Here is a 15,924-nt window from a genome sequence, read left to right as displayed (position 1 = left end):
AACAATATTCTTGTCCTGTACAGTTGGAAGTACTTAAATAAGATTTACTAGTATCCCGGTAGAGAAAGAAATCAATTAGGCAGCCTATCGGTAAACAATGTAACGGTAATGTCCCCTGGTATTTTATTATTCAATTTTTTAATTGAATAATAAAATGTACTTGTTTATACTAAAATAAGCTCGAAAACTGAATCTCAGGGGATAAAGAGGTGAAATATATGAAAGCAATTCAAGTTCCTGCTAAAGGTGAACCGATGAAATTAGTTGAAATCCCTATACCTGTTCCAGCCCAAGGGCAAGTACTTCTTCGGATTGAAGCATGCGGGGTGTGTAGTGGGGACGCAAGCACGATTAGTGGAGCTGCCCCAGAGTATCCAAGAATACCCGGTCATGAAGTAATTGGAATAGTTGAACAACTAGGAGATGAATTCACAAAATGGGAGATCGGGCAACGTGTAGGAATGGGATATCATAGTGGAGACGACCATGTAACGGGCTTGACTATGGATGGTGGTTACGCGGAGTATATGGTCGCTTTTGAAGAAGCCCTGATTCTTATTCCCGATGAAGTTTCTTCTGAAGAAGCAGCACCTTTAATGTGTGCTGGTGAAACAACATTTAGTGCGCTGCGAAACAGCTCTGCACGTCCAGGCGACTTGGTTGCCATTTCCGGCATTGGTGGATTGGGCCATCTTGCTGTGCAATACGCCAAGAAAGCTGGATATCAGACAGTTGCTATATCCCGAGGAGTGCAGAAAGAAAATCTAGCAAAAGAACTCGGGGCACATTTTTACATCGATTCCGAAAAGGAGGATCCTGCTAAAGCTTTGAAGGCGTTAGGTGGAGCTAAAGTCATTCTTGCCACAGCGCCAAACGCCGAAGTGATATCTTCTTTGGTTAATGGACTAGCGACAGAAGGTGAGCTTATTATCGTAGCTGGATCCAGAGAACGTTTAGAATTGTCAGCTATGGATTTCTTGAAAGGTCCCCATACAGTGAAGGGATCATTTACTGGGAAAGCCAAAGAAATTGAAGTTGCGGTCCGGTTTAGCGTCTTGACTGATGTCCGACCTATAATTGAAGTTTTTCCTTTAGAACGGGCAAGCGAAGCGTATGAAAAAATGATGGCAGCAAAAACACGGTTTCGGGCAGTTTTAAGTATGTCTGCTGAAAACAAAGCCAAATAAAAGCTCGCCAAGAAAAAATGAACTTGAGTCTTTACTTGACAGTAATTATTGTTCAATTTATAATTCAATTATTCAATTGAACAATTTATTGGTTGGAATATATATTGGAGGGAATCCTTATGAGTGCAACTGCATTAACTAATCAGACTTTCAACAACCAAATTCAGTCTGGAATAACCCTGGTTGATTTTTGGGCACCTTGGTGTGGTCCTTGTCAAATTCAACTTCCTATCATTCATCAATTAGCCGATGATCTGAAGGAAAAAGCGACTATTGCTACTATTAATGTGGATGAACAGACGGAGTTAGCCACGCGTTTTGGAATTAGAAGCATTCCGGCGTTGCTTTTGTTCCAAGATGGTAAACTGATGGATACAATGATTGGGATTAACCAAAGAGATGTTCTCGAGGCAAAAATCCTTAAACTTATGAATTAACGAATCAGATAATCGGTAACAACTCTAAACATGTTGCCGATTATTTTTAAACGATGTAGAAAAATCAATATTTTTGTCAATTAACTACCAACTAGTAGGTAAAAAATAAGGAGATGTTAAAATGGAATTTGAAAACAAAACAGTGATTGTAACTGGCGGAGGAACAGGAATTGGAAAGACTACAGCACAACGTTTTTATGAAGAAGGAGCGAACGTAGTCATAAATGGCCGTCGAGAGGATGTATTAAAGAAGACCGCTTTGGAAATTGACCCATCCGGTAAAAAAGTGATTGTTGTATCAGGTGATATTAGTTTGCCAGAAACGTCGAAAAAACTGGTCCAAGCTGCTGTAGAAGCGTTTGGTGGAGTAGATCTACTGGTGAATAACACAGGAAAATTCAATCCAACCCCTTTCATGGACCACACTGCGGATGATCTGCAATCATATCTGGATACCATCGTTAAAGGGACGTTTTATCCTTCGCAAGCTGTGATTCCGGAAATGAAAAAAAGAGGCGGGGGAGCGATTGTGAATACCGGATCAATGTGGGCGATTCAAGCGGTTGAATCGACGCCATCGTCTGCATATTCAGCAGCCATGGCAGGAAGACACGCACTGACCAGAAATTTAGCTGTGGAATTGGCTGGGGATCACATTCGAGTGAATGCAGTGGCTCCCGCTGTCGTCGAAACTCCGATTTACAATACATTTATGAGTGAAGAACAAGTGGCAGAAGTACTACCAAGTTTTAATGCCTTTCACCCCATCGGACGAAATGGCACAACGAAGGATGTCGCAGAAGTGATCTTGTTTTTGGCTAGTGATTCGGCATCTTGGATTACTGGTGTAGTCATGCCTTTGGATGGCGGTGTTACTGCACGTCTTCGATAATTCTTTGGGGCTGGCCTTAATTAGGTTAGCCCTTCTCTCATTCACTATTAGAGTTAGACCTTCGAAAGAAGAACTTTTATCTATCTAAAGGAGCAAAGTATGGAAACTCAATTGAATAGGGATGCCCCTGTAATAATAGTTGGTGCAGGTTTATGTGGACTTCGTGCAGCTGCCTTGCTCAATACACATGGAATAAGATACCTCATCTTGGAAGCACGAAATCGTATTGGAGGAAGAGGCTTGAGTGTAGAGGTTGAGGGTAAGCCTGAGCTTGGGAAATTCGATCTTGGGCCAACATGGTACTGGCCTCGTTATGAGATAGCAATGAACCAACTAGTCGAGGAACTCAGCTTGCAGACGTTTGAGCAGTATTATGAAGGAAGAATGCTAGTAGAACGATCCAGAAACACACCACCGCAACAGCATGATTTGTCCGCAGAAGCGATGGAATATTCACTTCGGTTTATAGGCGGAGTTCAGTCTCTAATTGATGCACTGGCTGCCCAAATACCATCAGAAGCAATCTATCTGAATACCAAAGTAACTTCTATTCATCAGGAGGACGATAGCAGGGTGAAGATTCAAACTGATGCAGGGAACTTTCATGCAAGTTCGGTTATAGTTGCTCTACCCCCACGGATCGTTGAACGAAATATTACGTTCTTCCCCAAACTTTCTGCTGAACTAAAATCGAATTTAATGAATAAGCCAACTTGGATGGCCAGTCAAGCTAAGATTATTGCTGTTTATGACACCCCCTTCTGGCGTGACCAAGGTCTCTCTGGATTCGTATCGAGTTGGGTTGGCCCTTTGAGGGAAATTCATGATGCCTCGCCTTCTACAGGTTCTGGCGCACTTTTTGGTTTCTTTGGTCTTCCTGCAAAAGCTCGCTTGAATATGGGGAATGAACAATTACTTGAGCTTGTGTTGGAACAATTGACACGACTTTTCGGTCCAGCAGCAAAACATGTAAAAGGGACTTTATTTAAAGATTGGTCTTTTGATGAACATACAGCCGTAGAGGAAGATACAGATCCACTTCTTGATTATCCGAGTTACGGACCTATCATCGACGGAAAGGGCTCAAGGCAAAATATTTATTTTGCTGGAACTGAAACAGCTTATAGGCAAGGCGGTCATCTTGAAGGTGCCCTTCGATCAGCTGAAAGAGTTGTCAATGAAGTCATCAAACATTTATCCTAAGAAAAATATTCGATTGAAAGGGGTTATAAATTGAATTTTATTGAAAAAAGGGTTTGGTATAAAAGAACAACCTGAAAGGACAATTTAATAAATGAATAAAGAATTATTATCAATAGAAGAGATAGATGCTTTTATTCAAAACAACCGACTAAGTATGTTGTATTTTTCTCAGGAGAATTGCAATGTATGTCACTCTGTTTATCCCAAATTAAAAGATTTGCTTACTAAATTTCCTTCTATAAAACTTGCTCATGTTGACACAAGTAATGTAGAAGAGGTTGTAGGCAAATTTTTAATCTTCTCAGTACCTACAATAATTATGTTCATTGATCAAAGAGAGTCGTTCCGTGAAGGTAGATTTGTTCAGTTGGGACCTCTTGCAGCTCGTTTACAACAATTAAACGATTTTTGGTTGAAGAGCAACTCGGGGTTGTAATAGGGAGAGGAACAGGGAGTGGAAAGACTAGCGCATAACGTTTTTTGAAAAAGGAGCGAACCTAGTCATACATGACCGTCGAGGTGATTCTTTGATAATTCTTAGGTCCGATCGCAAAAAGTGAGTAGCCTTTTCTTTTATTGTAAGGGGAGGAGGATACCTTGACAGTATACTTACTGAATGGTAGATTTCATTTATGAATATCAAGAAAAACACTGTACAAGAAATTATGGACATAGGCCTCACCTTGGTTCAAGAGCGAGGATACAATGGCTTTAGCTATGCTGACATTGCTGAAGCGATAGGTATTCGGAAAGCAAGTATACATTACCACTTTCCGTCTAAACAGGATCTGGTGCAAGCTGTTCTGAATCGATACCGTCGAGAGTTCATGGACAAGCTTCAACAAATTAACGATCAACCTCTGAGTTGGCGACAAAAGATACAATCTTTTTTTTTGTTATATCGTGAACCTTTGGAAAACAATACCAAGCTTTGTTTATGTTCAATGATGGCTGCTGAGTTGAACTCTTTTCCAATTGAAATTCGAGATGAGTTAAACTTATTTTTTGACGCCAACACACTATGGGTTAAGAATGTGCTTGATCAAGGCAAATCGGCTGGCGAATTTACATTTTCTAACGCTGCTTTGGAACAAGCGAAGATCCTAATTGCATTTGTACAAGGTGCCCAGTTGTTATCCAGAACTTCAAGTGAAAAAGGATATTTTGATTCGCTTGTCTTAAACTACATGGCGACTTTGACTCAATAAAAAAGTTTAAGATGTGAATCTACCGTTGCAAAACCACTTATTCATTAAAAGATGGATAGGTGGTTTTTGCTATGTTGAATATCTTTATGACAAGGTATTGTATTCAAAACCGTTCCATCTATTTTGCTCATAAAAAAAGATCTCAAGCCAAGTGATGGCTTGGAGATCTATAGTTAAAACATAGGAAGCAGGATTAGTGGGTCAGAAAATGTCCTTGCCATTCATTGATCCCTTCATCCATGCGGTACGCTTTATAACCTTCTTGTTGCAATTTTTGAACTGCCAGTGCGGAGTATACACAAAGTGGTCCCTGACAGTAAGCGATGACTTCTGCATCTTTGGGGAGTTCTTGCATCAATGTATCAAGCTCGGTCATTGGCATTGAAATTGCTCCGGATATATGACCCATTTCAAAGTCTTCTTTAGAACGTAGATCCACCAATAGTATGGAATCGTTATTCACTTTCTCCATAACCTCATCCATAGTCAAGGTTTGAATGCCGTCAAGGTTGTTCAGAAAATCCTCTTTCAATTTTGCGATATCAGGAAGTTGTTTTTCGCTTATGCGCCAAAGGGATGCCATGAAATCAATAATCTCCGGATCTGCTAGTGAGTAAATGGCATAAGTCCCTCTTTTAGCGAATTTAACAAGTTTTGCATCAAGTAAAATTTGAAGATGACGTGATACATTGGCCATATTCATACCTGTACATGCCGCCAATTTCTCTACAGTTTTTGGACTTTGGGACAATACATTTAAAATCTCCAGTCGCTTGTCACTCGAAAGACATTTTCCGATTCTTGCAAGTTGTTTATACAGATCTTCTTTTAATACATTTGCTGAACTCAATGGTTCTTTCATGATGGTCAACCTCTATTCTGAGCTTTTTTAGCGTTATCATACGACTACAACTATCCTCAATCATTTATTACAAAAATGAATCAATTAAATACTCAAATTGTATCATGTTCTTAAATGTAATCAAAGTCTAGGTAGGGAATGTTTACTTGACGAAAGAAATAAGCATGACATATAATTCAATTGATCGATTGAATAATTGTTTATTTAATAATCGATACATTTATCAATGGAGGTTCGAAATCATGGCAAAGGCATATCTTCAAATTACACTAAAAATTAATGCACCGGAACGCGAGGCGGCTACAAAGGTTTATACAGCATATAAGGAGCCTTTTCTTTCAGGCATCTCTGGTGCTGTGTCTAAAGAATTGTTAGTGCGTGACGAGGATGTTCAGGTTCTGCATGGCTTTACTAGCGAGGCAGATGCTAAGGCCTACCTAGAAAGTGATCTTTTCACGAATGACGTTGTCGTTGGACTCAAAGACTTGCTTCAAGCTGAACCGGAAATCCGCATTTATAGTACATTCTAGAAACCCAGTTGTGCGAACTAACTCTTTTGAAGAAATAAAAGCTAATACTTAAAAATTGTAAACCGACATTGCAGTCTCGCTATGTCGGTTTATTTTAATCAATCATCAGATTAAAACTGTTCAGATCAAGTGATCAGTTTACTATGTTGAGGAGTAGCATATATAAACTTAAAGGAGAACATCAATATGGCAAATCAAAAACTTAGTTTGAATACAGTTTGGTACGGAAATGCAAAAGGTAATGGCATCATTAAAAGCGAAAACTTCCAAACTCAAATTGCTATCCCAGTCTCAAAAGGAGGAAGTGGGGAAGGTGTTGAACCTAAAAAGCTTCTTATGTCTTCTGCAGCAGCCTGTTATCTAATGACTTTGACATATATGTTGGAACAAAATCGTATTCCCGTATCAGGATTATCCATGGATACAGAAGGAAACACTGCTCCAAATGGTCAATTGAGCATTACTCATCGTCCACATATTGTTTTAAAGAAATCAGAAGCAACCAATCAAGATGTTAGCATGGCAGAAACTCTAATGCGAAACGCCGAAGAAAATTGCCAAATTGGCCAACTTCTAGTAAAAGCAGATGTTCAAATAACAATTGAAGGTCATGTTTCCTTCGAAGCTGAATAGGGTTTCAACTGTATACAAAGTGGCTTTTCGTAATTTAGGAAAAAATAATGGTAGAAACGATTCCAGAAAACAAGCAAACATCTGTACAAATTCCACCTTCAATTATGGAGTATATGGAATCACCGCTTGAAGCAACTTCAGTTGCATGCCAGAACAATGAAAGTTGTAGTTGCTTCACAAATTTGCGGTGGAGCTGGCCTAGCTGCAGGCATCCCGTAGATCGTTGCTTGCACAAGATATGCTAGGGATTGACAGTTTCTCGGGAGTTCCCACAGGCCTTTTTACATTAGGTTCTGCTGGTGCAGCGCTCATGGTAGGACGACTGTCGCAACGATTGGGGAGGCGGACTGGACTTACTGCCGGATTCTTAACAGGAGGTTTTGGGGCTATTGGTGTTGTCCTCGCAGCATTAATCAACAGCATTCCTTTGATGTTGGTTTATGGAGCGGGTACGGCAACCAATTTGCAGGCACGCTACGCAGGTACGGATCTTGCTTTACCCACGCAACGTGCAAAAACAATAAGTATGGCAATGGTATTCACAGCCTTTGGTACTGTTGCAGACCCTAATCTTATAGAACTCACCGGGAAACTAGCTATTTCACTTGGTGCTCCTGCATTAACAGACCCCTTCATACTTACTTCTATAGCATATATTTTAGCTGGCGTTATACTTCTTGTTTGTTTTCTTGAAACCAGGTCCTTTGATTGTGGCCAAGGCTAAGGAGCAAGCAGTAGCAACTCAAATGAAGAAGGAACCAGTATTAAAAAAAAGGAATTATGATCGGTGCCTCAGTTATGGTGCTAACACAAATTGTTATGATTGCGATCATGACAATGGCTCCCGTTCATATGCAACATCATGGTCATGATTTAAGTAAAATCGGCCTTGTTATTGGAATCCGCGTGGCTTCTATGTATTTACCGTCTGTAATCACAGGAGTACTCGTTGATAATTTTGGATACATTTTTATGGCTTATGCTTCTGGCTTTACCTTGATGTTGTCTGGTTTGTTGGCTGCCTTCGTACCTGGTGATTCGATGGGTTTACTTACTCTTGCGCTGGCTCTTCTGGGATTAGGTTGGAACTTTGGTTTGATTAGTGGGACTGCGGCGATTGTTGAGGCACCTCCATCCAATGTTCGTGCAAAAACTCAAGGAACAGTGGATGTACTGATTGCATTATCAAGAGCATCTGGAGGAGCACTATCTGGTATGTTTTGTGGCACACTCCAGTTATCATATACTGTCTTTAATTGGATCAGTTTTGTCACTGTTCCTTATTCCTGTTGTGGTTTGATTTCGTAACAAGCAATCTTTCACATAATATTCAGTAATACAATCAACAAAAAACCGTTCTTCTAGTTCATAGTGTGGCTCGCTACGAACTAGAAGAACGGTTTCTTAGCACCACGGGAGTACGAACGAGCTGGATATTTTATCAAACACGATGATTTGGAAGAGGAAGGATATTGGGCTTTCAATTTTGCGTAGATTTATTGCTGGCATAGCCGATATCATACTTACCTCGCTAATCAAACTACTTGGTTTGCACTGGCGGCTATTTGTTATAGAGATGCTTGCATTCTTACTGTGAAATATTTGAATGAAAAAGCCGTAACACAACCCCAACACCATCTTCTTCTACGAAATCACATATGAGATTCATTCCACTACGGTAGTTTCATATATTAGTCCATATAAAATAAAAAAATTTTCGGGCTGTATACACTTAAATAGATACATTTATCCATACTTCTCTAGTTGATAATTCAACCAAGTATAGTTACACGCTGGTGATTAATGAAGCTGTTGCTGATCCTACCTGAGTGACAATTGCACTTCAACTTTTTGATGAAAATGGGAAGCATGATCGCCACAAACTGGCCTTTGGCGAAGCGAATAAGATTACGATCAAAGATGATAAAGGAAACGTAGTGGGCAGCATGTACGACATGGGGTACACGAGTGATTTTTATTATATGGTTGATTTCTTTAGTGAGCCGCTGAAAACAGATAAGATCACGATAGAAGGGAGTATTGGATCGCTTGGACAAAGGAGCGAAACCTTAATAAAAGGAAATTGGAACTTTAGCTTTGATATTGATATGAAAGAGGCAAACAAGCAGAACAATATAGAGGAGTTGGCAGGTAGTTACACAACGCCGCACGGAATGGCGATTACATTAAAAAGACTAACGAGAATGGTGCAAGGAGTGCGTTTCGAACTGGAGACGGAACTTGAAGATGCGGCAATGGCAAGATCCCCCGGTGATTTATGGAGAAAGCAGATGTTAAGCTTTCATTTCGAGACAACAGATGGGCAAGAGATTCACTCGGTGAATCCAAGAAAAAAGAATTACAGGGACAGCTTAATGACATCTGATCATAGAGTTATTGGAAACGGAAAAATGCATTGGAGTTATACCTTCAAGTACCTGCCTGAGGATAAACCATACCGCTTTGTTCTGGATGCATACTCGGTTGCAGAAATGGACGGAAACAAGATGTCCTTTAGACCATCGGAGCTGACTAAGCCCAAAACTTTTAAAATAATGAATGATAGACTGGAGTTGGTTAGGGCTTCACTTGAGAAATCGCAAGTTAACAAAGGCGCATATGAAACTGTCATCTCATTCTACGGGAAAATGAATAATGAAATAATGCATGAGGAGTGGAGAGCATTTGATTCAGCAGGTAAGCAGTATGACGTAAGTGCGGTGGGGGGATCATCGTTTGAAAATAACTGACTGATCATTGGAGAGAGGGATATATTAGTATGGGGGATCGTAGGGCAAAGCAGCCTTACGAATTCCAGATTATGAAGCTAGATCAGATTCCAGAGGAGCTTACCCTGGTAAGGGAAGTAGTGGATAAACGATACAAAGACCCTAACTGGTCAGTATTGCTAGGAAAATAGAATAAACGAACTACTTAAATCTTCAATACCCAATGGATCCAAATCTTCCATATTCCTCATCATGGGTGTCTCCATTAATTCCTTCCCAGAGAGGGTATATAATTTATTTGCTAATCCCATATAGCGATTGTTCTGATCAATATAAGGGCTTCGGGGGTTGTGAACAAGACTGCTTTTTTATGAAAATCTGTGCACTTAACTTTAAGAAAAAAAGGACATTTGGATGTAGATGTAACTTTCTAAAATTTATCATGCACTAAAATCTTTATCAAAATGTCTTCTTCACCAATATAGTCAATCTTTTGGACCACATCCTTATCCATTATGATAATGTGGTCTTTTTTTAGTTCGATTTTTCATTATTAATATACTGGGTACAGCTGCCTGTATACATATAGTTGATTTCCACAAAATCACGCGTATGCAGGTTTTATCCCTTCTGATCACAGCGCAGAAGGTTTACTCGGTCGTGATGCGCTCATCACAAAAACGATTCGATTTGTATAAAGTAATCATCACAACGACAAATATGTTCAGTACTTTTGCTATGTCAATCTTCACTTCATTATTAAAGGATTAACTCGTCAAAACTTAAAAAATAGCAAGTTTCTTGCCACATGGAGACTTGCTATTTTATGTTTTTGGGTCAATAAGTTTCACAAAAGAAATGGTCCAAAAGTTATAAATTTTCTGAAAATCTAAACTTTTAATGAAAAATCCAAACGTTTCTATTAATAAAAAAATAAAGTTTATAGCTCAAATGAGAGAATATTTAACCTAAATTGAAATTCTGAAAGAAAATTTTGCTCGGTAATCAGTTCAAAAGATCTAAAAAAATCACTATCTATTTAAAAAGTGAAGAGTTATTAATTTCGAATTAATTCAGTTTGAGCAAATAAATCCCATGATTTAGGTAGTTAAAGAATATTGCTGAAAAAGTTGAAATTTGTCGGATGGTGTCAGGATCGGCTTGTTATATTTGTGTTAATGATATGTAACGTAAAATGTGTTTTGGTACAAGGGTTTTGGACTTCATGCAAGCACACAGCATTTTTATTTTATCGATTATAAAATCAAAAATTTTGTTCTAAATCATATTAACTTGTCGTAGTTAGTATTCAATTTAATAAAAAAGCGGAATTCTTGTATTTAAAGATATAAAAATAATAGAATAATATGGGCTTTTTATTAATTTTATGAAATCTATCAAATTAGAACTTATGTCCCATGTTAATCGGTTTTAAAGTTTGTATATTTAAAATAGCTAGAAAGTATTGGGAGAAAAGAAGATATATAAGGATTTATTGTTATATTGTGGACGGAAAGAGGATGTGAGAAATTTGTATGGCAACTCGGTCGTCTCTTGTTTGGTTTTTAAAAATTTCCGGTAAATCCGTCAACGTCTTCCGTATTCCAAGGACAACTCCAATTTTATTCAGATTAATCTTTCACCAAAGAGCTTCGTTTGATGCAGAGAACACCGGAAGAAGTACTGTAATTCATCCATGTACAAAATCAGGAAGTCATAAGCGCAGTCGTGAGTATTTTTAGTTCCTTTCAGCCTAGAATTACGCTCCTAATCACGCTGCAGCAGTTCATGCGTCTCGTAGCATCGATACCCTCAAGCCAAGATTCAGACAGCACACATCACGACACACTACGTTGTTAACATTGCGGCAACCATTCTACAACCCACCACCAAGATGCACTCACAGCATAATTCGAAAATGTTCCCATTCCATGCACATATTCATATATCCAGAGTCAGAGTTTTTTCACCATGACCGCCCAACTAAAAAAAGCTTGCACTGCGAAAGTGTGAGCGATGAAAAAGAAGATGGGCTTATTTCGATTAAAATCAGCTCTTCGAAGCTCCGGGGGGCTGAAGGAAACCAGCTTTCAGATAGGAGAAGGAGAAACGGTAACGATTGTCGTCGCGTGCCGTGGCGGCAAAAGCACGATCATCAAACTGCTACAACAAGTATGCGAACTCAGACCTCAATGGTATATCAGGAGTGGTCGCTTTTGCCGACTTCCATTGGTAATTCAATGCCGGAAAAAAGGATCGCATGACCGTTTCTTGCCAAGGGCGGTCATTTTAGCAGAGTTACTTTTACACATATCTATTTTGCGAGGAGAGGTACGTATGACTCAGCACGATGTTCAATTGTTTGCATTAAGCCAGCCACAGCAACGTATTTGGTACACGGAGCTTGTGTATCCCAATCGCAACACGTCTACGATTATTACTACTGTTAAAATCAAGGGAACGGTTCGCATAGATGCATTGCAGCAGGCAATGAACCGGGTTATTGCACGAAATGATTCTTTTCGTATCAAAATCACGATTCGGGACGGCATTCCCTATCAATATGTTGAGCCGTTTGCTACTCAAAGCATAGAAACCCTTCAGGTAACCCAGGAGGAAGCTGAGCTATGGGTGAGTCATCATAACGCACAGCCGTTCTCCTTACTGGATTCGCAGCTGTATCGGTTTGTTATTTTGCAGCTGGGGGCAGAAGATACCTGGTTTAGTTTCAAGATGCATCATATTATTTCTGACGGCGTTACCATGGAGCAGGCCATTAATGAAATTACGGGAAATTATATGAATATTGTGCATGGTACAGGTTCAGATGCGCCGGTCCCAGCGAACTCATATCTCGATTTTATTCAGACAGAGCAAAGCTATGAGCAATCAGAACGCTATCAAAAGGATAAGATGTACTGGACGGAGAAATTTGCCAATTTGCCGGAGGTTACAGGTTTAAAATCGTACAATCCGCTCACAGTAAGCACGGCTGCACGCCGGGAGACCTATACACTGGAGCACGAATTATATCGTGGTGTCACGGCTTTTTGCGAAGCGCATAACATCAGTATTTTTACATTTTTTCTAGCTGCTCTGTATATTTATTTACATAAAACGACAGGTGAACAAGATTTAACGGTTGGTACATTGTATGCTAACCGTACGTTGAAGAAGGAAAAAAATACAATGGGCATGTTCGTCAGCACTGTGGCTACACGTTTGCAAGTTGAGCCGGAATCCGAGCTGCTTACTTTCCTACAGGGTGTTGGCAAGGAGCAGTCGTCCATTTTGCGGCATCAGCGTTATCCGTATAACAAAATCATACAGGATTTGCGTGAACAACAAAGCGGCACGGATATTGGCCGCCTGTTTGGCGTTACCATTCAGTACCGTACGCTGAGCTTCTCTCGTTTTGATGAAGCTGTTCAGCAGGTGCATACCGATTTCTGCGGAGATACGGTGAGTGACTTTGATATTGCCATGATTGACATGCTGGATGACGATAAACTTGTATTGCAACTGGATTATCGGACCGAGCTGTTCAGCGAGCAGGAAATCGCCCGAATGATTCACCAATTTTTGAGTGTGGTAGAGCATATGGTGAAAGGGCCACAGCAGCGGATTCAGGAGTTGTCACTGATGAGTGACAAAGAGCGGGCACAAATTATGAATGTATTTAATGCGACCACAGTTCCCTTTCCAGACGATGTGGGGATTCATGAGCTATTCAAGAAACAGGCAGAATGTACACCAGATCAGACAGCGGTTATGTTTGGAAGTCAGAGTCTGACTTATCGGGAACTGAATGAACGGTCGAATTCATTGGCACGAATGCTTCAAGCACAGGGAGTAGGACCTGACAAGCTGGTCGGCCTGATGATGCAGCGCTCAGTGGAAATGATCGTAGGCCTGCTGGCTGTTCTAAAAGCAGGCGGTGCTTATGTGCCGATTGATCCCGAATTTCCGTCATCTCGTATTGAATACATGCTGGAAGACAGCAAGGCTGCAGTGCTTCTCACCAGTCGTGATTTGGCAGAAGAGCACCATTGTCAGGCCAATACCATGTTTCTTGAGGATGCAGAATTGTATCAGGGAGACAGCAGCAACCTGGAGGTGATTTCTCACCCAGAGCAGTTGGCTTATGTCATCTATACCTCTGGTTCGACTGGTAATCCGAAAGGAGTTATGCTCCAGCATCGTTCGGTACTCAACTTTATTACCGGGATGCGTGAAATCATTGACTTTGAAGCTGGTAAAACCATTTTGTCACTCACGACCATTTCATTCGATATTTTCGTCTTGGAAACTATCTTACCGCTATTGGCTGGAATGACGGTTGTGCTTGGCGATCACCAGCATCAAGTGGATCCTCAGGCGCTTGGTGAGTTGATTACCCATCATTCTATTGAGATGTTGCAAATGACACCATCCCGGCTGCAGATGTTGCTGGATCATGAAGCTGGTTCCCGCGCGCTGCGGGGCGTAAAGGAAATCATGGTGGGAGGTGAAGCCCTTCCTTCCAAGCTGCTCGCAGCACTGCAAGAAATAAATGGCCCCCGTATTTATAACATGTACGGACCTACAGAAACGACGGTTTGGTCGACTGTAAAGGAACTGACTCATGCTCAGGAAATTAATATCGGACGTCCTATTGCGAATACCCAAATATTTATCATGAATGCGAATGGGGAATTACAGCCAATTGGTATACCGGGTGAGTTATGTATTGCAGGAGAAGGATTGGCCCGTGGGTATTGGAATCTGGAAGATCTGACGGCAGAGAAATTTGTAAATAATCCGTTTGCCGGAGATAAAGCAGGTTATGAACGGATGTACCGTACGGGCGATTTGGCGAGATGGACACTGGACGGCAATATTGAATATTTGGGACGGATGGATCACCAGGTGAAAATCCGGGGCTACCGGATCGAATTGGGCGAGATCGAATCGCAGCTAATGCAGGTGGAGTCGGTACGAGAAGCGGCCGTCGTGGCTCGTGTGGACGAAACAACGGGCCAAAAACAAATGGTGGCGTACTATGTGGCCAGTCAAGCAATGGAAGCCAGTAAACTGAGAAATGAGCTGGGGCGGGAGCTACCAAGCTATATGGTGCCGTCGTATTTCATTCAGTTGGAGCAGATGCCGCTGACACCGAACGGTAAAATCGACCGCAAATCTCTGCCAGCACCGGAAGGCAGTCAGCAAAGCGGAGCGGATTATGAAGCGCCCCATACCCCGCCGGAACAGGCACTCGTAACGATCTGGCAGTCCGTTCTGGGCGTGCCAACCGTCGGTATTTTGGACAATTTCTTTGACCTGGGCGGCGATTCGATCAAGGCGATTCAAATCGTATCCCGTGCGTTCCAGGCAGGCTACAAGCTGGATATGAAGGATCTGCTTCGGTGTCCAACCATCGCAGCATTGGCACCACTTATGACAAGTCGTATGGCAGATCAGGGAGAAGTGAGCGGGGAAACGGCATTGCTTCCGATCCATCATTGGTTCTTTGAACAGGAGCAAGTGGACGCGCATCACTTTAATCAGGCGGTTATGCTGCACCGGGAGCAGGGCTTTGACGAAGCTGCTTTGCATCAAGCGCTTATCCAGTTGACGGAGCACCACGATGCACTGCGGATGGTGTTCAGGAAGACCGAGCAAGGCTACCAAGCGTGGAATCGCGGAATACAGGAAGGCGAGCTGTATCATCTGGACGTGCTGGACTTTAGGGATTTGACGGATGAAGTCACCCTGAGCACGAAGATTGAAACGAAAGCAACTGAAATTCAAAACAACATAAACTTGTCTGAAGGACCGCTGGTAAAGCTCGCTCTGTTCCGTTGTACTTATGGAGACCATTTGTTGGTGACAATCCACCATTTGGTGGTCGACAGCGTATCATGGCGTATTTTGCTGGAGGATCTGGCATCCGGCTATGAGCAGGCTTTACGGGGCGAGTCTGTCCGCTTGCCGAATAAGACGGATTCTTTCCGCCTGTGGGCTGATCAGCTGTCAGCTTATGCGAACAGCGCCGCGTTGGAGAAGGAACGTGCGTATTGGGAGCAGGTGGAGCGAGCTGGTGCTGCTCAAGAGGCATTGCCTAAGGATTACACTCGTAAATCTCAGGCCAAGCCACAGCTTCGTGATGATCGAACACTGACCGTAGCGTGGACGGTCGAAGAAACGGAACAATTCTTGAAACAAGCTCATCGGGCCTACAATACAGAAGCAAACGACCTGCTG

At 41.5% G+C, this 15,924-nt stretch carries 11 protein-coding genes and 1 pseudogene (1 of these 12 only partly in view); 11 read left to right on the top strand and 1 reads right to left on the bottom strand.

The genetic code is table 11. From position 1 onward, the window contains the following. Window positions 1-218 precede the first annotated feature (218 nt). The 6 genes from ACXHJ2_RS10730 to ACXHJ2_RS10705 all read left to right on the top strand — a co-directional run bounded on the left by ACXHJ2_RS10730 (window position 219) and on the right by ACXHJ2_RS10705 (window position 4,927). Entirely contained in the window at window positions 219-1,187 is a 969-nt protein-coding gene (locus tag ACXHJ2_RS10730; RefSeq protein WP_238791138.1) for a zinc-binding dehydrogenase, read from the top strand. A gap of 119 nt (window positions 1,188-1,306) precedes the next feature. Beyond that, window positions 1,307-1,624: a thioredoxin gene (trxA, locus tag ACXHJ2_RS10725; RefSeq protein WP_013371197.1), complete on the top strand. Its 318-nt coding sequence runs from the start codon at window positions 1,307-1,309 to the stop codon at window positions 1,622-1,624. A 121-nt stretch (window positions 1,625-1,745) separates the two neighbouring features. Beyond that, window positions 1,746-2,516, top strand: coding sequence for an SDR family NAD(P)-dependent oxidoreductase (locus ACXHJ2_RS10720; RefSeq protein WP_165083986.1), 771 nt, complete (start codon window positions 1,746-1,748; stop codon window positions 2,514-2,516). A 99-nt stretch (window positions 2,517-2,615) separates the two neighbouring features. Next, window positions 2,616-3,719, top strand: coding sequence for a flavin monoamine oxidase family protein (locus ACXHJ2_RS10715; RefSeq protein WP_165083984.1), 1,104 nt, complete (start codon window positions 2,616-2,618; stop codon window positions 3,717-3,719). A 91-nt stretch (window positions 3,720-3,810) separates the two neighbouring features. Continuing rightward, window positions 3,811-4,155 (top strand): thioredoxin family protein, encoded by a 345-nt coding sequence (locus tag ACXHJ2_RS10710; protein ID WP_013371200.1) that lies wholly within the window; start codon window positions 3,811-3,813, stop codon window positions 4,153-4,155. A gap of 196 nt (window positions 4,156-4,351) precedes the next feature. Continuing rightward, a complete protein-coding gene (locus ACXHJ2_RS10705) occupies window positions 4,352-4,927 on the top strand; it encodes a TetR/AcrR family transcriptional regulator (RefSeq protein WP_165083982.1) in 576 nt (191 codons plus the stop codon). 193 nt (window positions 4,928-5,120) lie between these two features. Here ACXHJ2_RS10705 and ACXHJ2_RS10700 read toward each other — a convergent pair whose 3' ends face one another. Further along, window positions 5,121-5,789, bottom strand: a complete 669-nt coding sequence (locus ACXHJ2_RS10700; protein WP_040101328.1) for an ArsR/SmtB family transcription factor — start codon at window positions 5,787-5,789, stop codon at window positions 5,121-5,123. A gap of 242 nt (window positions 5,790-6,031) precedes the next feature. On the opposite strand from ACXHJ2_RS10700, the gene ACXHJ2_RS10695 reads away from it, so the two are divergent. The 5 genes and pseudogenes from ACXHJ2_RS10695 to ACXHJ2_RS10675 form a co-directional block, all read left to right on the top strand. Then, window positions 6,032-6,319 carry a hypothetical protein gene (locus ACXHJ2_RS10695; RefSeq protein ID WP_013371204.1) on the top strand — a complete coding sequence of 96 codons (288 nt, stop codon included), beginning with the start codon at window positions 6,032-6,034 and terminating at the stop codon, window positions 6,317-6,319. A 186-nt stretch (window positions 6,320-6,505) separates the two neighbouring features. Continuing rightward, window positions 6,506-6,952 (top strand): OsmC family protein, encoded by a 447-nt coding sequence (locus ACXHJ2_RS10690; protein ID WP_040101327.1) that lies wholly within the window; start codon window positions 6,506-6,508, stop codon window positions 6,950-6,952. Between the two features lie 104 nt (window positions 6,953-7,056). Further along, window positions 7,057-8,252: pseudogene (locus tag ACXHJ2_RS10685) on the top strand (MFS transporter). Window positions 8,253-8,781: 529 nt separating this feature from the next. Further along, on the top strand, window positions 8,782-9,702 hold the full coding sequence (locus ACXHJ2_RS10680) for a hypothetical protein (protein ID WP_238791137.1): 921 nt from the start codon (window positions 8,782-8,784) through the stop codon (window positions 9,700-9,702). A gap of 2,316 nt (window positions 9,703-12,018) precedes the next feature. Next, window positions 12,019-15,924: the 5' end (the start) of a non-ribosomal peptide synthase/polyketide synthase gene (locus tag ACXHJ2_RS10675; RefSeq protein WP_457874883.1), read on the top strand. The gene runs 38,370 nt beyond the window's last position; 3,906 of the gene's 42,276 nt are visible here — the first part of the coding sequence; its start codon is at window positions 12,019-12,021; its stop codon lies beyond the right edge, outside the window.

The sequence above is a fragment of the Paenibacillus sp. ALE3 genome, from assembly GCF_054113405.1.
The sequence above is the reverse complement of the archived record's forward strand: the minus strand, read 5'-3'. Positions and strand labels throughout refer to the sequence as shown.